General features: G+C 60.5%; 19 protein-coding genes. All 19 read left to right on the top strand.

Annotation, left to right across the window (positions count from 1 at the left end):
- The first annotated feature begins 304 nt into the window (after positions 1 to 304).
- The gene (locus tag RBB49_RS03515) at positions 305 to 1,288 is read left to right on the top strand and encodes a sugar-binding transcriptional regulator (RefSeq protein WP_306141271.1); all 984 of its coding nucleotides are present in this window, start codon (positions 305 to 307) and stop codon (positions 1,286 to 1,288) included.
- 69 nt (positions 1,289 to 1,357) lie between these two features.
- Complete coding sequence (locus RBB49_RS03510; protein WP_306141270.1) at positions 1,358 to 2,356, top strand: BMP family protein; 999 nt, start codon at positions 1,358 to 1,360, stop codon at positions 2,354 to 2,356.
- A gap of 88 nt (positions 2,357 to 2,444) precedes the next feature.
- Positions 2,445 to 3,440, top strand: coding sequence for a BMP family protein (locus tag RBB49_RS03505; protein ID WP_306141269.1), 996 nt, complete (start codon positions 2,445 to 2,447; stop codon positions 3,438 to 3,440).
- A gap of 81 nt (positions 3,441 to 3,521) precedes the next feature.
- Entirely contained in the window at positions 3,522 to 5,072 is a 1,551-nt protein-coding gene (locus RBB49_RS03500; protein WP_306141268.1) for an ABC transporter ATP-binding protein, read from the top strand.
- The gene (locus RBB49_RS03495; RefSeq protein WP_306141267.1) at positions 5,069 to 6,175 is read left to right on the top strand and encodes an ABC transporter permease; all 1,107 of its coding nucleotides are present in this window, start codon (positions 5,069 to 5,071) and stop codon (positions 6,173 to 6,175) included. Before RBB49_RS03500 ends, RBB49_RS03495 begins: the two co-directional genes overlap by 4 nt.
- Before the next feature lie 2 nt (positions 6,176 to 6,177).
- Entirely contained in the window at positions 6,178 to 7,146 is a 969-nt protein-coding gene (locus RBB49_RS03490) for an ABC transporter permease (protein WP_306141266.1), read from the top strand.
- Positions 7,143 to 7,544, top strand: a complete 402-nt coding sequence (locus tag RBB49_RS03485; RefSeq protein WP_306141265.1) for a cytidine deaminase — start codon at positions 7,143 to 7,145, stop codon at positions 7,542 to 7,544. The genes RBB49_RS03490 and RBB49_RS03485 overlap by 4 nt, the downstream gene beginning before the upstream one ends.
- 6 nt (positions 7,545 to 7,550) lie before the next feature.
- Positions 7,551 to 8,357, top strand: a complete 807-nt coding sequence (locus RBB49_RS03480; RefSeq protein WP_306141264.1) for a purine-nucleoside phosphorylase — start codon at positions 7,551 to 7,553, stop codon at positions 8,355 to 8,357.
- Positions 8,357 to 9,133, top strand: coding sequence for a deoxyribose-phosphate aldolase (deoC, locus tag RBB49_RS03475; protein ID WP_306141263.1), 777 nt, complete (start codon positions 8,357 to 8,359; stop codon positions 9,131 to 9,133). Before RBB49_RS03480 ends, deoC begins: the two co-directional genes overlap by 1 nt.
- A 24-nt stretch (positions 9,134 to 9,157) precedes the next feature.
- Entirely contained in the window at positions 9,158 to 10,474 is a 1,317-nt protein-coding gene (gene deoA, locus RBB49_RS03470; RefSeq protein WP_306141262.1) for a thymidine phosphorylase, read from the top strand.
- A gap of 75 nt (positions 10,475 to 10,549) precedes the next feature.
- Positions 10,550 to 11,770: a phosphopentomutase gene (locus RBB49_RS03465; protein ID WP_306141261.1), complete on the top strand. Its 1,221-nt coding sequence runs from the start codon at positions 10,550 to 10,552 to the stop codon at positions 11,768 to 11,770.
- 42 nt (positions 11,771 to 11,812) lie between these two features.
- Complete coding sequence (locus RBB49_RS03460) at positions 11,813 to 12,808, top strand: adenosine deaminase (RefSeq protein WP_306141260.1); 996 nt, start codon at positions 11,813 to 11,815, stop codon at positions 12,806 to 12,808.
- Positions 12,809 to 12,823: 15 nt separating this feature from the next.
- The gene (locus RBB49_RS03455; protein ID WP_306141259.1) at positions 12,824 to 14,065 is read left to right on the top strand and encodes a DUF1688 family protein; all 1,242 of its coding nucleotides are present in this window, start codon (positions 12,824 to 12,826) and stop codon (positions 14,063 to 14,065) included.
- 318 nt (positions 14,066 to 14,383) lie between these two features.
- Positions 14,384 to 15,259, top strand: coding sequence for a DUF2306 domain-containing protein (locus tag RBB49_RS03450; protein ID WP_306141258.1), 876 nt, complete (start codon positions 14,384 to 14,386; stop codon positions 15,257 to 15,259).
- Between the two features lie 245 nt (positions 15,260 to 15,504).
- Entirely contained in the window at positions 15,505 to 16,134 is a 630-nt protein-coding gene (gene upp, locus RBB49_RS03445) for a uracil phosphoribosyltransferase (protein ID WP_306141257.1), read from the top strand.
- Between the two features lie 15 nt (positions 16,135 to 16,149).
- Positions 16,150 to 17,049, top strand: a complete 900-nt coding sequence (locus RBB49_RS03440) for a ribokinase (protein ID WP_306141256.1) — start codon at positions 16,150 to 16,152, stop codon at positions 17,047 to 17,049.
- 69 nt (positions 17,050 to 17,118) lie between these two features.
- Entirely contained in the window at positions 17,119 to 17,631 is a 513-nt protein-coding gene (locus RBB49_RS03435; RefSeq protein WP_306141255.1) for a TIGR02281 family clan AA aspartic protease, read from the top strand.
- Between the two features lie 62 nt (positions 17,632 to 17,693).
- A complete protein-coding gene (locus RBB49_RS03430; RefSeq protein ID WP_306141254.1) occupies positions 17,694 to 19,193 on the top strand; it encodes a phosphomannomutase/phosphoglucomutase in 1,500 nt (499 codons plus the stop codon).
- A 65-nt stretch (positions 19,194 to 19,258) separates the two neighbouring features.
- Positions 19,259 to 20,257, top strand: a complete 999-nt coding sequence (locus tag RBB49_RS03425) for an aldose epimerase family protein (protein WP_306141253.1) — start codon at positions 19,259 to 19,261, stop codon at positions 20,255 to 20,257.
- Positions 20,258 to 20,297 lie beyond the last annotated feature (40 nt).

Genomic DNA, 20,297 nt, shown 5'->3' with positions numbered 1-20,297 from the left:
TTGCCGGGTAGCGTCACAATCGCGGCATCAAGCGGCAAAATCTGCCGGGCCGAGATTTTCGGGTTAAGTTGCCTGAATGCCCTGAAATGAAGCAGTTTGCTCAAAATTCGGGAGCTTTTTTGGTTGACGAACGCGTGCGCGCTGGTCATGATCTGAATAAATTCTCACTGAGTGAAGAATTTTTCGGCCTCAAGTCAGATTGTGGGGCCGGGAGACAAGAAACAAGAAAGGCTCGCTGAACGGGCCGGTTTCGTTGGCGGGTTCGGACACTGGTTGATCCGGCCGTGGGAAGGTGTCGACGTATATGCAGGCGCACGAAGACGACTGGACATCATACATGGCCATCCGCGCGGCGTGGCTATCTTTCGTGGGCGGCCGCACCCAGGGTGAAATCGCGTCCCAGCTGGGCGTGTCTCCGGCCAAGGTGCATCGGCTGATCGCCCATGCGCAAAAAGCAGGTTACGTAAAGTTTCAGGTCGACGGCCGGCCGATGGAATGCCTGCAGCTGGAAAAGGAACTCTCGCGCTTTTTCGACCTTACCAACTGCATCATTGCCCCCGATCTCGGCGGTGGCGATGATGAGGGTGTCCTGCGCGCGGTTGCCGTGTCGGCATCACAGTTCCTGACCGGACTTCTGTCCGGCCCGAGCGTCAAACGTCTTGGTGTCGGCATGGGCCGCACGATGAAGGCCTCGGTCGAAGCCCTGCCCAAAACCGCGCGGCAGGACCTGGAAATCATGTCCATTTGCGGCTCACTTACGCGTACGCTGGCCGCAAACCCCTACGACATCGTGCAGAGGATGCAGGAACGCACGGGCGGTATCGGCTATTATCTGCCCGTGCCTTACTTTGCCGAAAGCCCCGACGAGAAGGCCATGTTCCTGACGCAGCGCAGTGTGCAGGATCTGATGTCCCGCGCGCGCCAGAGCGATGCCTTCCTGATCGGCATCGGGTCGGTCGAGAACGAGGGGCACCTGGTTCAGCGCGGCATGATTTCAAAGCAGGAACAGGAACAACTGATGTCTTGCGGCGCCGTCTGTGATTTGATGGGGCGCTTTTTGACGATTGAAGGAAAACTGGCTCCCAATTCCCTCGGCGATTGCGCCGTGGGTCTGCACTTCGATGAAGTGCGCGGGCGCCGCGTGATTGCGCTGGTGGGTGGGCAGAGCAAGGTGGATGCAACCCTTGCCGCACTTCGCACCGGTGTCATTACCGACCTGGTCACGGACGAGACCCTCGCGAGGGCTCTGAGTGCGCGGGTCGGATTGCAACTGGCACAGTCCGCATGATGCGGCTGGGTCACGAGGGGAAACGGGTCTGAAAAGAAAGCAGGCCCCCGCATGTCGGAGGACATAAACGTGAAGAAGCTTCTAACCATCGGCACGGCGCTTGCCGGACTGGCCTTTACCGTCGCGACCGCCGCGGCTGACACCAAGCCGGCCGTGCTCTATGATCTCGGCGGCCGTTTCGACAAGTCGTTCAACGAAGCCGCCTATACCGGTGCTGAGAAATTCAAGCAGGACTACGGCATCGAGTATCGCGATTTCGAAATCCAGAACGACAGCCAGCGCGAGCAGGCTCTGCGCAACTTCGCGAAGCGCGGCATGAACCCGATCGTTGCCATCGGCTTCTCCCAGGCAAACGCCGTTGAGAAGGTCGCAGCGGAATTCCCGGACACGCAATTCGCAATTGTCGACATGGTCGTCGATCTGCCGAACGTGCGCTCCATCCTCTTCAAGGAGCATGAAGGTTCCTACATTGTCGGCCTGCTGGCTGCCATGGCGTCCGAGACCGGCAAGGTCGGTTTTGTTGGCGGTATGGACATTCCGCTCATCAGCAAGTTCGCTTGCGGCTACAAGCAGGGTGTGGCGGCTGCCAACCCGGATGCCGAGGTCTTTGAAAACATGACCGGCACGACCGGCGCGGCCTGGAACGACCCGGTCAAGGGCGGCGAACTGGCCAAGTCGCAGTTCGACCGTGGCGCGGACGTGGTCTACCACGCGGCCGGCGGCACCGGCATCGGTGTTCTTCAGGCCGCAGCCGATGCCGGCAAGCTTGGCATCGGTGTGGACAGCAACCAGAACGGCCTGCATCCGGGCTCCGTTCTGACCTCCATGCTCAAACGCGTCGACATCGCCGTCTACCAGGCGTTTGAAGATGCGGAAAACGACAGCTGGTCCTCAGGCTTCGAAGTCCTCGGCCTCAAGGAAGGCGGTGTTGACTGGGCGCTGGACGACAACAATGCGGAACTCGTCAATGACGAGATGAAAGCGGCTGTCGAAACAGCAAGCCAGCAAATCATCTCCGGCGAAATCGTCGTCCACGATTACATGTCCGACGAATCCTGCCCGAACTGACGGTTCGTTAAGATCAGCCTCCGCGCCATGGGCGCGGAGGCCTCCACCTGATATCGCCTGCCGCCCAAACGTTCTGCCGGGGGATTGGATGATCAGCTTTAAAACTGGACTGTTTACCGCGGCCCTGGCCGCAGCATTCACCGCATCCGCGGCGTTTGCCGATCCCGCGATTGTCTATTCGGTCGGCGGCAAGTTCGACGGCTCCTTCAACGAAAGCGCTTACACGGGGGTCAAGCGGTTTCAGGAGGAAACGGGTGAACCTGTGCGCGAATTTGCCCTGGAGCGCGATGCCCAGAGCCTCCAGGCTCTGCGGAACTTCGCAAGCCGTGACAGCGAACCGGTGGTCGCGATCGGCTTCAATCAGGCCAACGCGCTTGCGCAGGTCGCGCCGGATTTTCCGGAGACCGACTTCGCGATCGTCGACATGGTCGTCGATCAGCCGAACGTGCGCTCTTACGTTTTCAAGGAACAGGAGGGGGCCTATATCGCCGGTCTTCTTGCGGCCATGGCGACAAGGTCCGGAACCGTCGGTTTCGTCGGCGGCATGGACATTCCGATCATCCAGCGTTTCCTGTGCGGCTACAAGCAGGGCGCGCAGGCCGCAAATCCCGAGGTTGAAGTCATCTTCAACATGACCGGCGACACGCCGGCGGCCTTCACCGATCCTGTCCGTGGCGGAGAGCTTGCGATCGGTCAGATCCAGCGCGGCGCAGACGTCATCATTCAGGCAGCCGGCGGAACCGGGCTGGGCGTGCTCCAGGCCGCAGCGGATGCGGATATCCTTGGCATCGGCACGGACAGCAACCAGAACGGCCTGCACCCCGGAAAGGTTCTGACGTCGATCCGCAAGCGCGTCGACAATGCGGTCTTCGACAGTTTCAAGTCCGCGCAGGACGGCTCTTTCAAACCCGGTATCCAGGTTCTCGGTCTGGCTGAGGGTGGCATGGACTGGGTGCTGGATGAAAACAATGCGGATCTCGTCACCGACGACATGAAGGCCGCGGCCGACAAGGCCGTCGCAGACATATCCGCAGGCCGTATCAAGGTGCATGATGTGGTTACCGAAGGTGCGTGTCCGCTCTGATCCGGAGTTGCGCTGCCAAGGGGCAGGAAGACAGGGGGCAGGAAGAATGACAAGAAACAAACGTCGGGCCTGGGGGAAGGCATGAGCGAAACGCCGGCAATCGAACTCAGAAAGATAAACAAGCGCTTTGGCCCGGTTCACGCGAACAAGGATATCGACCTTGTCGTGAAGAAAGGGTCCATTCACGGCATCATCGGGGAAAATGGCGCGGGCAAGTCCACGCTGATGTCCATCCTCTACGGCTTCTACCACGCCGATGACGGCGATATTCTCATCGACGGGAAAAAAGAGACCATCCCCGACTCCAAGGCGGCGATTGCCATGGGGATCGGCATGGTTCACCAGCACTTCATGCTGGTCGACAATTTCTCCGTTCTTGAAAATGTCGTGCTGGGTGCGGAAGACAGCCAACTGCTCGCCGGCGGTCTCTTTCGTGCGCGCTCCGAGTTGAAGCGTCTGGAGGAAGAGTACGAGTTGCGGGTGGACCCGGACACGCTGATCGAAGATCTTCCCGTCGGGCTGCAGCAGCGGGTCGAGATCCTGAAAGCCCTTTACCGCAGCGCAGAGATTCTCATTCTCGACGAACCGACAGGTGTATTGACGCCGGCCGAGGCAGACCACCTTTTCAAGATCCTCGAAGTCTTGAGAAACGAGGGTAAAACGGTTCTCCTGATCACGCACAAGCTCCGCGAAATCATGGCGATCACGGATACGGTTTCTGTCATGCGGCGCGGCGAGATGGTCGCGACCGTGGAAACCAAAGACACGTCCATGGAACAGCTTGCCGAACTGATGGTCGGCCGGTCGGTGCTGCTGCGTGTGGACAAGAAGCCTGCAGAACCGAAAGCGCCGGTGATGGAGGTTTCCAACCTCACCGTGACCGACAGCCGCGGCGTTCAGGTGGTCAAGGACGTGTCGTTTTCGGTCCGGGCGGGCGAGATCGTCGGTATTGCAGGGGTGTCCGGCAATGGTCAGTCCGAGCTTTTGGAAACGCTTTCCGGCATTCGCCGCGCGACCACAGGAACCCTGAAGATCCACGGTGAAACGATCGACCTGAGCACGAGCACGCTTGATGCTGCGGACATGCGCGGGAAGAGCATGGGCCACGTTCCTGAAGACCGGCACCGGATGGGACTGATCAACAGCTTCACCGAATACGAAAACTCCATCCTCGGATATCACCGCGATCCGGCCTATTCCAAAGGCCTCCTGATGGACCTCGCAACCATCAAGAAAAACGCGGTTGCCGAAATCGAGAAATATGACATCCGCCCGCCGAACCCGATGCTCAAGACCGCGAATTTTTCGGGCGGCAACCAGCAGAAGATCGTGCTGGCGCGCGAGATCGAACGTGATCCTGAAGTGCTTCTGGTCGGCCAGCCGACGCGCGGCGTCGATATCGGCGCGATCGAGTTTATCCATCGCAGGCTGGTGGAACTGCGCGATGCCGAAAAGGGCATTCTGCTGGTGTCGGTCGAGCTGGACGAGATCCGGGCGTTGTCCGACCGGGTCCTGGTGATGTTCGACGGCAGGATTGTCGGAGAACGCGGGGCCAACGCGGAAGAAGGCGATCTTGGCCTGCTGATGGCCGGCGTCGATAATTCCCCGTCCGTTCAGGGAGGTATGCAATGACAGCCGGTCAGCTTCCACGCTGGGTCGATCTCGGCCTTATTCCATTCCTCAACCTTGCCGCGGCGTTTCTCGTGTCGGGCCTCGTTGTTGTCCTGATCGGCGAAAACCCGCTCGAAGCGGTCCAGATCCTTGTCTGGGGATCGCTCGGCTACGGTGAAGGCATTGGCTTCACGCTGTTTTACGCGACCAACTTCATCTTCACGGGGCTCGCGGTCGCTGTTGCCTTCCATGCCGGTCTCTTCAACATCGGCGGAGAGGGACAGGCCTATCTCGGTGGTCTTGGTGTCGCATTTGCCTGTCTTGCACTCGACAGCGTTGTGCCCTGGTACGTCACCTTGCCGTTCGCTATCATCGGTTCGGCCCTGACGGGCGCTGCCTGGGCCTTCATTCCGGCCTGGCTGCAGGCAACCCGCGGCAGCCATGTCGTGATCACCACGATCATGTTCAACTTCATCGCATCGTCGCTGATGGTCTATCTGCTCAACGGCATGCTGAAGGAACAGGGCTCGATGCAGCCGGAGACCAGAACCTTCGAAGATGGCGGACGCCTGCCCTTCCTGAACGATATTTTTCCGTCCTTCGGATTTGGCTATGCTCCGGTCAACCTGTCGCTTTTCCTGGCACTGGCCGCGTGCCTTCTCGTCTGGCTCCTGATCTGGCGCACCAAGCTCGGTTTTGAAATCAGGTCCTTCGGTGCCAATGCAACGGCGGCCATCTATGCCGGCATTTCACCCGTCCGCACGATCGTCATCACGATGCTGATCTCCGGCGGCCTTGCCGGCATGATGGCAATCAACGAGATCATGGGGTCGCAGCACCGTCTTCTGATCGACTTCGTAACCGGCTACGGTTTCGTCGGAATTGCCGTCGCCCTGATGGGCCGCGCGCATCCTGTCGGGATCATACTGGCGGCTATTCTTTTCGGAATGCTCTACCAGGGCGGGGCCGAACTCTCCTTCGAAATGCCGAATATCACCCGCGACATGATCATCGTCATTCAGGGCCTCGTGATCCTGTTTGCCGGGGCGCTTGAATACATGTTCCGGCCCGCGATCATCAGACTGTTCACGCCTTCCCAGGCACTCAAGGCCAAGGAGGCGTAGGCATGTTTGAAGATTTCATCCTGATCCTCGATTCGACCGTCCGCCTGTCCACGCCGCTTCTGCTTGCCTGTCTTGCCGGGCTCTATTCCGAACGCTCCGGCGTTGTCGATATCGGTCTGGAAGGAAAGATGCTCGGGGCCGCTTTCGGGGCAGGTGCGGTCGCCTATATCACCGCCAATGCCTGGCTGGGCCTGCTCGCCGGTATCGGCGTTTCCGTGGCCCTCGGACTTCTGCACGGTTTCGCGTCGATCTCCAACCGCGGCAACCAGATCGTATCGGGCGTTGCGATCAACTTTCTCGCCGCCGGTCTGACGGCGTTGCTCGGCCAGACCTGGTTCCGGCAGGGTGGACGGACGCCCGCGCTCCCCGAGGGTGGCCGTTTCACCGATGTGACCTGGCCAATGGCGGAGCAACTGCGCGACGTCCCGGTGATCGGTCCGATCTATGCCGAGCTTCTGTCCGGCCACAATATCCTCGTCTATGCCGCATTCCTCGCGGTACCGCTGACGTGGTGGGTCCTGTTCCGGACGCGTTTCGGCCTGCGCCTGCGCGCGGTTGGCGAGAACCCGGCAGCTGTTGATACCGCCGGTATCTCGGTGACCTGGCTCCGCTATCGCGCCGTGATTGCCTGCGGCATCCTGTGCGGATTTGCCGGGGCCTATCTTTCCATCGCGCAAGGCGCCGGTTTCGGGGTCAACATGACCGCGGGCAAGGGCTTCATCGCGCTGGCGGCCCTGATCTTCGCCAAGTGGCGTCCTGCAAGTGCGATGCTGACATGCCTCCTGTTCGGTTTCCTGGATGCCGTCGCGATCCGGATGCAGGGTCAGGAACTGCCGGGTGTCGGCGAGATCCCGGTCCAGTTCTTCCAGGCCCTGCCCTATATCCTGACGGTTATTCTGCTGGCCGGCTTCATCGGCAAGGCGATCCCGCCGAAGGCGGCTGGTATCCCCTATCTCAAGGAGCGGTCATGAGCGATCTGGACGCGCTTTTCGAGGCTGCGAAGGCAGTTCGCGAAAAGGCTTACGCACCTTATTCGAACTTTCTCGTGGGGGCCGCTTTCAGAACACCTGACGGGACGATCTTCACGGGATGCAATGTCGAGAATGCGTCCTATCCCGTCAGCGTCTGCGCGGAGGGCGGTGCCGTCAGCGCGATGATAGCGGGTGGCTACAGGGAGATCGAGGAGGCGGTTGTCATCGGCGACGCCGCACTTTGTACGCCTTGCGGTGTCTGCCGCCAGCGTTTCGCCGAATTCGGCACGGACAATCTCGTTGTCCATGTCGCTGACCTGAATGGCATCAGACGCAGTTTCACCCTGGAGGAACTGCTGCCTGCCGCGTTTGAACTAGAGCAAAAACAGAAGGACTGACCCACCATGAGTGGTTACGGCCGTGAATGCGCAGACATCGTCCGTGCGGCCCGCAAGGGTTCCTACAAGATTGGCATGATCCTCGGCTCGGGCCTTGGAGCCCTCGCGGAAGAGGTCGAGGATGCGGTGCGGATACCATATGGGCACTTGACGGAGTTCCCGGTGTCCACCGTGACCTCGCATTCCAGCGAGCTTGTCGCCGGAACGCTCGCGGGCGTGCCGGTCGTGATCCTGTCTGGCCGGGCGCATTACTACGAAAGCGGCGATCCGACGGTCATGCGCACACCGGTGGAGACCCTCAAGGAGCTTGGCTGCGACATTTTGCTGGCAACCAATGCCGCGGGCTCGCTGAGAGAAGAGGTCGCGCCCGGTTCGCCCATGCTGATTTCCGACCACATCAACTGGTCCGGCAAGAACCCGCTGATCGGTGAAGAGGACGAGAAGCGGTTTCTTGACCTGAGCGCCGCCTACGACAGGGACCTGCAGGCCGCCATGAAGAAAGTCGCCGCCGAGACCGGCGAGCCGATTGCAGACGGCGTTTACATGTGGTTCTCCGGGCCATCGTTCGAAACACCGGCGGAGATCCGTGCCGCCCGGACGCTGGGCGCTGATGCTGTCGGCATGTCAACGGTACCAGAGGTGATTGTTGCAAGGTTCCTGGGTCTGCGCGTGGTCGCCATGTCGATCATCACCAACTACGGCGCGGGCATGCAGACCCACGAATTGTCCCATGACGAAACCAAGAGTGTCGCACTGACAGGCATGGAACGCATGAAACAGCTGGTGCGCGCATTCGTGAAGGAGGTCGGCTGATGAGCGACAGGATTGAAAACGCCAAGCGGGCCCTGGGTCTGGTCGACCTGACCAACCTGAACGACGATTGCACACCGGAGGACATCTCCAAACTGGCGGAACGCACGGTGACCGATCACGGCTCGGTTGCCGCCGTTTGCGTCTGGCCGCGTTTCGTCGCGCAGGCGGTGAAGGAACTGACCGGGACGGGCGTGAAGGTCGCAACGGTGGTGAACTTTCCGCAGGGCGGCGTGGAAACGGGTGCCGTTGTCAGCGAAACCATCAAGGCCATCGATGACGGTGCCGACGAGATCGATCACGTGATGGCCTACGAGGCCTTTGTTGCGGGCCGGAAGGGGTTCGTCGAAGAGCAGATCATCAGGGTCCGGGAAGCCGTTCCCGAGCCGGCCATCCTGAAGGTCATTCTGGAAACGGGCGAAATCAGGGACCCGCTCCTGATCCACGCGGCATCGAATATTGCCATTGGCGCCGGGGCGGACTTCATCAAGACATCCACGGGCAAGGTCACGGTCAACGCGACACTGGAGGCGGCCGAAGTCATGCTCACCGCGATCGAGGAAGCCCGCCGCGACAATGCGGAACGCGTGATCGGTTTCAAGCCCGCCGGTGGCATCAGGACGAGCGAGGACGCTGAGGCCTATCTCGCGCTTGCCGACCGGATCCTGGGGCACAACTGGGCCTCCGCGTCCACCTTCCGTTTCGGAGCGAGCGGCCTTCTGGACGCCCTGATCGCAACGATCGAAGGCACCGAACCGGCGATCGGCCAGGGCTACTAACGGCACCAAAAAGGATAGAACAACATGTTGCCGCAGGAACTCATTCGCAAGAAACGCGACGGGGGTGCGCTCGACGCGGAGGAAATCGCGTTTTTCGTCAGGGGTCTCGCAGATGGATCGGTGACGGAAGGACAGGTGTCCGCACTCGCCATGGCTGTCTTCTTCAAGGGGCTCAGTATTGATGAGCGCGTCGCGCTCACGCTCGCCATGCGCGACAGCGGCGACGTGATGAACTGGCAGGAGATCGACGCACCGGTCCTGGACAAGCATTCGACCGGTGGTGTCGGCGACAACGTTTCACTGATGCTTGCGCCTGCTCTTGCTGCCTGTGGCGCTGCCGTGCCGATGATTTCGGGACGCGGTCTCGGGCACACCGGCGGAACGCTCGACAAGTTCGACACCATCCCTGGCTACCAGACCCAACCGGACAATCTGATGTTCAAGAAAGTGGTCCGCGATATCGGCTGCGCGGTGATCGGCCAGACGGGCAATCTGGCGCCTGCTGACAAGCGGTTCTATGCCATTCGCGATGTGACGGCGACGGTGGAAAGCATCGATCTGATCACCGCGTCCATCCTGTCCAAGAAACTGGCTGCGGGGCTGCAGGGCCTTGTGCTTGATGTGAAATGGGGAACCGGCGCTTTCATGGCGTCGCTTGACGAGGCGCGTGCGCTTGCCGAGAGCCTTGTTCTCGTTGCCAACGGGGCGGGTCTCAAGACGACCGCGCTGCTGACGGATATGAACGAACCGCTCGCATCGGCAGCAGGCAATGCGGTCGAGATGCAGAATGCCGTCGACTTTCTTAAAGGAACGTCTGTCGACAACCGCCTGTGGGATGTCACGGTTGCCCAGGGCGGCGAATTGTTGGCCACGGGCGGCATCGCCCCGACGGCGGAGGCCGGCGCGGATATGATGCGCGAAGCGTTCGACAGCGGCAAGGCTGCCGAGAAATTCGCGCAGATGGTGCACGCCCTTGGCGGTCCCGTGGACTTCATGGAAAAGAGCGAACTCTATCTCGCAAAAGCGCCGGTCCAGGCACCTGTTTATGGTGATGTTGAAGGAGTTGTCACGGCGGTCGACGCGCGCGCCGTCGGCGTTGCGGTTGTCGCCCTCGGCGGCGGACGCCGTGCCGCCGCTGATGTGATCGATCCGTCCGTCGGCTTGACCGACCTTGCGGGGATCGGAAACACGGTGGATGCGGATGCGCCGTTGGCGATCGTGCACGCGCGAACGGAAGAAGAGGCCGAAGCGGCTGCAATCGAAGTGCGCAACGCCTATTCCGTCGGATCGGCAAGGGACGTTGAAGATCATCCGAGTGTGGTTGATCGGATTGCGCCCTGATCAGCTGCCCGCCGGACTTTTTGCCGGCGACCCCCCGGTTCCGGTGACCGGCAAGAGTTAACTGAGGAGAAACCCATGCCTCGAGCAATCCTGTGTGTGCTGGATAGTTTCGGCATCGGCGGTGCGGCGGATGCTGCGGCGTTCGGTGATGCCGGATCCGACACGCTGGGCCACATTGCCGAATCTTGCGCGCGCGGCGAGGGCGACAGGGAAGGCCTGCGCAGCGGACCCTTGTGCGTGCCGAACATGGACCGCCTGGGCCTTGGGGCCGCCGGACGCCTGTCGACCGGCAAGGACGTGCCGGGCCTTGATTTTGCCGGTGCGCCCGAAGCGCTCTGGGGATTTGCCGCCGAAATTTCGAACGGCAAGGACACGCCGTCCGGTCATTGGGAGATCGCCGGTGTTCCCGTGCGCTTCGACTGGGGGTACTTTCCGGATACCGTGCCGACCTTCCCGCCCGAACTGATCGACCCGATCTGCGAGGCGGCGGAACTCGACGGCGTTTTGGGCAACAAGCACGCCTCCGGGACACAGATCATCGCCGAGCTGGGCGATGAACATGTCAGGACAGGCAAGCCGATCTTCTATACGTCGGCGGATTCGGTCATTCAGATTGCCGCGCATGAGGAGCATTTCGGTCTGGACCGGCTTCTGAAGCTGTGTGAAACGACCCGGGAGTTCGCCGACCCCTACAACATTGGCCGTGTCATTGCGCGTCCTTTCCTGGGCGACAGCGCGCAGACCTACGAACGCACCCCCAACAGGCGCGATTATTCCGTGCTGCCACCCGAACCGACACTGCTCGACCGCCTGACCGAAGCGGGACGCACCGTCATAGGCGTGGGCAAGATCTCCGACATTTTTGCGCATCAGGGTGTCGCGAAAGTGCTGAAAGGGGCCGGCAACGATCAGCTTTTCGACCGGACGCTTGAGGCGATGGAGATGGCGGAAGACGGCGATCTCATTTTCTCCAATTTCATCGATTTCGACTCTCTCTACGGCCATCGCCGGGACGTGCCCGGTTATGCTGCCGCGCTTGAACATTTCGACCGGCGGCTCCCGGAAATGATATCCACGCTGAAAGACGGCGATCTGCTGGTGTTGACCGCCGACCACGGCTGCGATCCGACCTGGGCTGGCACCGATCACACACGGGAACATGTTCCGGTGATCGCAACCGGCCCCGGCGTCATGGGCCGGAGCATTGGCGGCAGAAAGACCTACGCGGATATCGGCGAGAGTATTGCCGATCATCTCGGAATTGCGATAGGTCCTCATGGGTCAAGTTTTCTTTGAGCCTGACAAGGCCATTCCCGATCTTCCGGAGATGAGTGAATCGTGAACGTTCCCAAGGCTGAATTGCATTGTCACATCGAAGGTGCAGCCCCGCCGAGCCTGGTGCGCAGGCTGGCCAGACAGCATGATGTCGACGTGAGCGACGTCATCGATGGCAAGGGAAGGTACATCTGGTCGGACTTCACCAGCTTTCTGAAGGCTTATGACGTCTCCAGTTCCGTATTCAAGACCCCGTCGGACTACGCGCTCCTTGCCGAAACCTATTTTCGCATGCTTGCGGCAGAAGGTGCGATCTATGGCGAAATCACGATCTCGCCGGATCACGCACAGGCTGCCGGGCTGTCCTACAGGTCCTATGTCGAAGGACTTGCGAGCGGGATCGAGAGGGCAAAGACGGAAACCGCGATCGAAGGCCGCATGATCGCGACCGGCGTGCGCCATTTCGGCACGGCCTCGGTGGAACGTGTCGCCAAGGAAGTGATCGCGAACCCCCACCCGCTGGTGACCGGTTTCGGCCTGGCGGGTGATGAACGTTCCGGTCATCCCGCCAATTTTTCCAGGGCATTCCGCATGGCCGCCGAGGCGGGTCTTGGAACAACCGCGCATGCCGGTGAATTCGGCGGACCAGACAGTGTTATCGCGGCGCTCGAGTTTCTGCGGGTCAAGCGCATCGGCCACGGTGTCAGGGCGATCGAGGACAAGGAACTGGTCAGGAGGCTTGCCGACGAGGACGTCGTTCTGGAGGTCTGCCCCGGGTCAAATGTCGCGCTCGACGTCTATTCCCACCTGCGCTTTCATCCGGTCAACATCCTGCGTCGGGAAGGGGTGAAGATTACCCTCAATTCCGATGATCCGCCGTTCTTCGGGACGACGCTCGGCAAGGAATATGCCTCCGTCGCCAAAACCTTCGGCTGGTCGTTCGAGGATCAGATCGCAGTTACGCGGACAGCGATCGACGCGGCCTTTTGCGATGCCGCCACGCGGAACCGGCTGCTGGTGAGACTGGACAGCGCCGCCCGGGATGACGGCGAAAACTGACGGAGGCGAACGGACATGGCGAACGAGAGTTCGGTACTGGCATTATTTGATCCGCGCGAAATTCGCCGCCGCTCGCATGATCTGCTTGACCTGGCCGCTGACGGGAAGCTCAAGCACGTTCAGGTGGATCTGTCACGGCTTGGCGATGCCCTGCTGACGCTGCTCGAAACCACCAAGGCAACCTATCCAGACTTCCACATCCCGCCCTACGGTGTCTGGCGCGATTTTGAAGCCGGCGGCGTTGACCGCTGGGCGGCCCTGGCAGGTGCACGGTCGTTCGAGGGCGCGGAGCATATGCTGACGGCGGCCGCAGACCTGGCGATCCTGGCCGCTTACATGAAAACCATGCATCCGCGCGGATGGTCGTTCGAAGACCCCATGACGGCAACACGCGTGTCCGGCAAACACGCGTCGGCGCTCGCGGCGTTTCACATGTTTGCCGCTGGGTCGTTTTCCAGCGAGATGACGGACCCGTACCGCGTCGATGCGGAAACGCTCATTCGCATGGACAAGGACGAGCTTGCGTCGGGCCTGCAATGGGATTTTCAGGACGACACGGATCTGCTTGAGGCCATGCAGAAACATCTCAAACGCCTGGGCGAGGCGCTGGCATTGCGATCCGATCTCTTTTCGGAAGGGTACTTCACGCGTCCGGGCCTTCTCATGGTTCAGGCCGCGCGGGAGGCGGAGGGTGCCGTCAGTGCGCAAGACCTTTTGGACCGGCTTCTTGAGGCACTGGCACCGGTCTGGCCGGGCGGAGCGGAAAGCGGCGACATCGCACTTGGTGACAGTTTTGCTCACTCGGCACTCGGCGGAGCGGAAAACAGCGCGGTTTATCCCTTCCACATGGCCGCGCAGGAAATGGTCTATTCGCTCATAGAACCCTATGCGTGGGCTGGTCTGGAAGTCGCCGATCTTGAGCTTCTGACTGCCCCGGCGGACGACACGCATGCCGCGCTCTTTGTCCGGTCGGGTGTGTTGACGATCAAGGAGGGGCCGCAAACCCCGACCGAGGAGAGTGTTCGCGACCGGATGGTCGAAATCCGGTGTGCGACCGCAGCGCTGACCGACAGGCTTGCCGATCTCCTGAGAGCGGAGCTTGAGGTGCCGGCAGGACAGCTGCCCCTGACCTGCATTCTGGAGGGCGGAACGAGCCGCGCCGGCGAGCGTATCCTGCAGCAGCCGGACGGCGAATTGGAAAAACTCGGGCGCTTTCTCAATCCCGGCGGTGTCTTCTGGTTGCCGTTCGGGGCGTAGCTTCCGGATACCACTTTCCTGTCGAGCCGGGAGAGTGCGCCCGCTGTTCAAGTCAATACTGAGCCGCGTTTCGCTCGAGACACTCTGTTAAGCCTGGTTGCGGCCGGCCCTGAGCCGCCTGCGCTGCTTTTGTTCTGCTGAAATGGGCTCTCACTACGTTTCCGGTTTCCGGCTGGTACCTTCATTGACCGGCGCTCCATTCGAGTGCCGCGAACTGTGGAGTGCCTTGCGTCACAGGGAAACGGGCCCCTTACCGCACAGATTGTCCTTGGGGACGGCAAATTGTTTGCCGCGCCGAACACCGACGAGGATAATCTCATGCGACCAGCGATTATGGGTTTCGGCAAAGACTGTGCGGTCACGCTGCAAATCGTGGAGCGTCGGCAAAACGTCTTGCGGATCACGGCGGTCCTTTTTCTGCTCTTTTGCCTGGTTTTCGCAACCTTCATGGCCTGGAAAATGATCTTCTACGTTGCATGGCAGTCGGGTGCGGAAATTCGGGAAAACTTTCCGTTGGTCTACGGAACGTCCATGTTCCTCAAGATGGCCGCCAGCCATCCGAAACTGCCGTTTTTTGCACACGGTCTTGCAGGGACGGTCGCCATGGTCTGTGGCGCTGTCCAGTTCCTCTTGATACTGCGCGGAGGCGGATCACGCTGGCACGCAATGCTGGGAAGGCCTTACGCCGTTTCGTCCATTGTCGCATCCGTAACGGCGGTTCCGCTTGCATGGACGCTTCACCATGACATGTTGCTCACCAGCATTTTCTATACGGCCGGCGCTGCCGGCTGGTGTCTGGCAACGGTTATCGCCGTACACGCGATCGTATCAGGTGATCTGGAGAGGCATATTGCCTGGATCATTCGCAGCTATTCCTGTCTCGCGATGGTCGTGACAGCCCGCCTTTTGCTGGCATCCGGTGCGCTTGCCGGATCGGCCGAATGGAGTTTTGAGGCCATAAAGATGCAGTACGCCGTTACGATCGTCGCGACATTTTTCATCAACTGGGGCGTTGGCGAGTGGATCGTAGCCGTGGTGAGGGAACGCAGAACAAAAACGTCCGCGCAAATGGCCGGGTCGCTGCCGCCGGCAACCCGCGCGCGCGATGCGGCACGCACGATCCGGGCAGGAGGCCGATCGCGGCCAACCTATACAGCAGCCGGGCGGACGAGCGTTTTGGGCGTTGGAGGGTAGAGCTTTTTCACAGCTTAAGCGCTGGGTTCCTTTTGCTGCTTTTGGTATTTTCTTTCCCCGTGTTACCAAGGTAAGAACACTCTTACAGGGGTAGCTGTTCGGCCTGCGATCCGATACCTGCCAGGGTCGGCTCCTACTGGCCTTTGCGAGTGGCTGCTCAAAGCAACAACAAAAACCGGAAAGCCATTTGACTTCAATTTCTTGAGTTCACGAATGGCTGAATTGCGTTACGAAAGGTCTGCTCTATGTCCGGAGCCAATGTCATCAGTCATCCGCTGGTTCAGCACAAACTGTCCATCATGCGCAACAAGGGAACGTCGACCCAGGGGTTCCGCCGTCTGCTGCGCGAAATCTCCACACTGCTGTGCTACGAAGTGACCCGCGACTTGCCGCTGGTCCGCCAGACCATCGAAACGCCGCTTGCGGAAATGCAGGCGCCGACTTTGGCCGGCAAGAAGCTCGTCTTCGCTTCTGTCCTGCGTGCAGGCAATGGCTTGCTGGAAGGGATGCTGGAACTGGTGCCTTCCGCGCGCGTCGCGCATATCGGTCTCTATCGGGACCCGGACACGCTGCAGCCGGTCGAATACTATTTCAAGGCACCGGAAGACCTGAACGAGCGTCTGGTGATTGTTGTCGATCCGATGCTGGCGACCGCCAACTCGGCTATCGCCGCGGTTCAGAAGCTCAAGGAACGCGGTGCCAACAACATTCGCTTCCTGTGCCTTCTCGGAGCCCCGGAAGGTGTCGCCAAGTTCAACGAGATGCACCCGGATGTGCCGATCTACACCGCGGCGATCGATGAAAAGCTGAATGAAAAAGGCTATATCGTTCCGGGTCTTGGCGATGCCGGCGACCGGATGTACGGCACCAAGTAATCGGGCGGACCGGTCATGATCACCGTCTTCGGGTCCATCAATCTGGATCTTGTTGTCGCCGTTCCCCATTTGCCCGGGGCCGGACAGACGGTGAGTGGACCGGATCATCAGACTTTTCCGGGAGGCAAGGGCGCGAACCAGGCCCTGGCGGCGTGTCGCGCCGGGGCGCCGGTCCGCATGGTCGGTGCCGTCGGTCAGGATGCCTTCGGTCCGCTGGCTTTGGCCAATATGCGCGCGGCAGGCGTGGATCTCGCGGCAGTGCATGCATTGCCCGGCGCCTCGGGTCTCGCGTTTATCGGGATCGATGCGGACGGCGAAAACCAGATCATTGTCGCCAGCGGCGCAAATGCACGCGTCGATGCGAACTGGCTCGAAGGACACCTTTCCAATGAGGACACGTTGATCTTGCAGGGCGAGGTGCCTTTCAGCCAGACCAAGCGCGCCATTGCGTGCGCGAACCGGGCCGGCGCCGCGGTGTTCTGGAACCCGGCCCCAGTTCCCCGGGACGATTTCCTGCCTGGTCTTGAGGCGGTTGAGACACTGGTCGTCAACGAGGGCGAAGCGGAAGAACTCGCCGCGCGCGCGCACCTCGACGGAGAGCCCGATGCCTTCATCAATCACTTCGCAACCGATACCCGCCGTGTTGTCGTCACGCTGGGTGCAAAAGGTGTAAGAGCCGGTTTCGCCGGGGACAGGTATCAAGTGGCCTCACCGGCGATCAGGGCCGTCGACACGACGGGTGCGGGTGATGCCTTTTGCGGAGCGCTGGCCGCCGCGCTGGACGCGGGAACGCCCTTCGGCCGTGCCTTGAAGGAAGCTGTCGCCGCTGGCGCCCTTGCGTGTACGGCGACAGGGGCGCAATCGAGCGCACCGCGCCGCGAGGACATTCAGCGTCTTGCAGATCAAATCGTCTGAATTGGCTTTACAAGCCGCTAAGGAAACTGTGGTAACCCGGTAATCCGTTGGAACGATCCGGGCTGCCTTATGCTTCGATACCTCATCATTCTGCTGCTGCTTGTCGGCCTTGCACCAGTCGTGCCGAGCCTCGTTGAAGCGCGGTTGGGGGCTTCCGATCGAACAGAGCGCGCCGAACGGGAGCGCGAAATCGAAGAAGACAGCACCGGTCCCAGACGGCACCGGATATCCGTGGACCGCCGGGGGCACTATGTCGCCGACGCCTATCTGAACGGTCGCGGGATCGACATGCTTGTCGATACCGGTGCGACCCTGACCGCCTTGCCTGCTTCTGTCGCCAGCGACATCGGGATATTCCTGTCGGCGTCCGACTACAAGCATCCGATCGGCACGGCGAACGGAACCGTCTACGGCGCAAGGGCCGTGATTGACAAGATCAAGATAGGTGCAATCCGCTTCAGGAATGTTGATGCAATCGTGCTGAAAGACGATAGTCTGGGTACGCCGCTGCTGGGCATGTCCGCACTCGGCCAGTTGAAGCGGTTCGACATCTCAAGTGGTACACTCGTGCTTGTCCAGTAAGTCCGACCGGAAAACCCGCCTGCAGGTCCTGAATATTCCCCTCAAAGCTATGCGAGGAAAAGATGTTTCCCAAGCCGCTCCCGAGCCTGACGCCGAACACGCTTGAGTATGAAAGCCTTCCGATGGTGAAGCCGACGGGCTTTCGCGAGTACGACGCGCGCTGGCTGTTTGAAGAAGAAATCAACCTCATGGGCATGCAGGCCCTCGGCATGGGCATCGGCACGCTCATCCACGAACGGGGCGTGCGCCCGGATATTGTTGTCGGTCACGATTTCCGGGGCTATTCCGCATCGATCAAGATGGCGGTCATCAACGGTCTGCTGGCGGCCGGCGTCAATGTGCATGATATCGGTCTGGCACTGTCGCCGATGGCCTATTTCGGCCAGTTCGCGCTGGATCTGCCTGCGGTCGCCATGATCACCGCTTCCCATAACGACAATGGCTGGACAGGCGTCAAGATGGGCATCGACCGGCCGATGACATTCGGTCCTGAAGAAATGGGACGCCTGAAGGAAATCGTTCTGGAGGCGGCTTTCGACCTGAAGGGGGGCGGCAGCTACCGCTTTGTCGACGGATTTGCCGACACCTATGCCAGGGACCTGACGGACCGGCCGAAACTCAAGCGCCCGATCAAGGTTGTTGCGGCCTGCGGAAATGGTACGGCTGGCGCCTTTGCTCCGAAGATCCTGGAGACGCTCGGCGCGGAGGTGATCCCTCTTGACGCCGAGCTCGACCACACCTTCCCGCGCTACAACCCCAATCCCGAGGACATGCAGATGCTGCATGCCTTGCGCGACAAGGTGCTGGAAGTCGGTGCGGAAGTGGGCCTCGGATTTGATGGCGACGGCGACCGGTGCGGGGTTGTCGACAACGAGGGCGAAGAGATTTTCGCCGACAAGGTGGGTGTCATGCTGGCGCGGGACATCTCTGCTCTTCATCCCGGTTGCCAGTTCGTGGTAGACGTGAAGTCAACAGGTCTCTTCAACACCGATCCCGTCTTGCAGGCGAACGGTGCAAAGACGGATTACTTCAAGACGGGACATTCCTATATCAAGCGCCGCGTCAATGAACTGGACGCGATCGTCGGGTTTGAAAAATCGGGTCACTACTTCTTCAATGCACCGATCGGCCGCGGTTATGACGATGGCCTGGTATCGGCAATTGCGATCCTGGACATGCTCGACAGGAACCCGGGAAAGACCATGGCGGACCTGCGCCGGGATCTTCCCAAGACCTGGGGTTCGCCCACAATGTCGCCGAAATGCGCGGACGAGGTCAAATATGATGTCGTCGACCGCGTCATTTCACGCTTCAAGCAGATGAAGGAAAACGGCGAGACCGTTGCCGGCCGGGCGATCACGGACCTGATCACCGTGAACGGCGTCAGGGTTGTGAGCGATGACGGAACCTGGGGCCTGGTGCGGGCATCTTCCAACAAGCCGGAACTGGTTGTCGTGGTGGAGAGCCCGGTCTCTGAAGAACGCCTTCATGAAATGTTCAAGGCAGTGGACGGCATCCTGCGCGAGAACGATGAGGTCGGTGCATATAACCAGACCATTTAGCACTTGCTTTGTGCGGTGGCGGAGGTCACTTTGCGGCTGCGCAGGCGGGTTTTCCGGGAGAATGCATGATCAGTGAATTCGGCACGTTGCCGGACGGTTCACCCGTTCGGGAAGTCACCTTGAAAAAGGGACAACTCGAGGCCTCCGTCCTGACCTTCGGCGCGATCATCCGCGATTTGAAGGTTGATGGCCAGTCCGTCGTGCTCGGGTTTGAAGATCTTCAAAGCTATCTTGACCACTCGCCCTATTTCGGGGCGATCGCCGGGCGGTGCGCCAATCGGATCGCTGAAGGCAGGATGTCGATTGATGGGGTGGCATATCAGCTTGACCGCAACGACGATGAGCGACATCACCTTCACGGCGGGGCCGGGGGCTTTTCCAATCGAAACTGGCAGCTTGAACAAAGCGACAAGGCAAGCGTGCTCCTGAAGCTGGTTTCCGAAGACGGGGAGATGGGCTATCCCGGGCGTGTTGAAGCCCTGGTACGCTATACGCTGACCGGTGCGGGAGCCTTGCGCGTGAAGATCACGGCAACGACCGACAAGACCACGCCCGTCAACTTGACCCAGCACAGCTATTTCAATCTGGGCGGCGGGCCTGACATTCTGGATCACACGCTCGAAATAGCTGCGGAGAGCTACCTTCCGGCCGACGACACGCTGATCCCCACGGGTGAAATCCGAAGGGTGGAGTGGACCCCTTATGATTTTCGCGATGGCCGCAGGTTGAAACGCAGATCCGGTGAGGACGGTGTTGTTTTCGACAACACTTTCTGCCTCTCCGCAGAGCCGCGGCAAAATGTGGAATTCGCTGCTGCGCTGGAAGATCCGCACGGTGACCGCCGCATGGAAGTGTGGACCACCGAACCGGGTGTGCACCTCTTTGATGCACCGTGGCTCGATATTCCCGTTCCCGGGCTCGGGGGCAAATCCTACGGGCCATATGCCGGACTGTGCCTTGAGACGCAAAGGTGGCCGGACAGCATCAACCGGGAAAACTTTACGCCTGTGCTGCTGCATCCGTCCGAGACATACACACACGTAACGGAATTCCGTTTTTCCTGAGATCGGTTACATTGAAACTGCCTGAGGCAGTGACAGACCG

It is taken from the genome of Roseibium sp. MMSF_3412, from assembly GCF_030733265.1.
Taxonomy (GTDB): Bacteria; Pseudomonadota; Alphaproteobacteria; order Rhizobiales; family Stappiaceae; genus Roseibium.
This window is presented reverse-complemented; position numbering and strand designations above follow the sequence as displayed.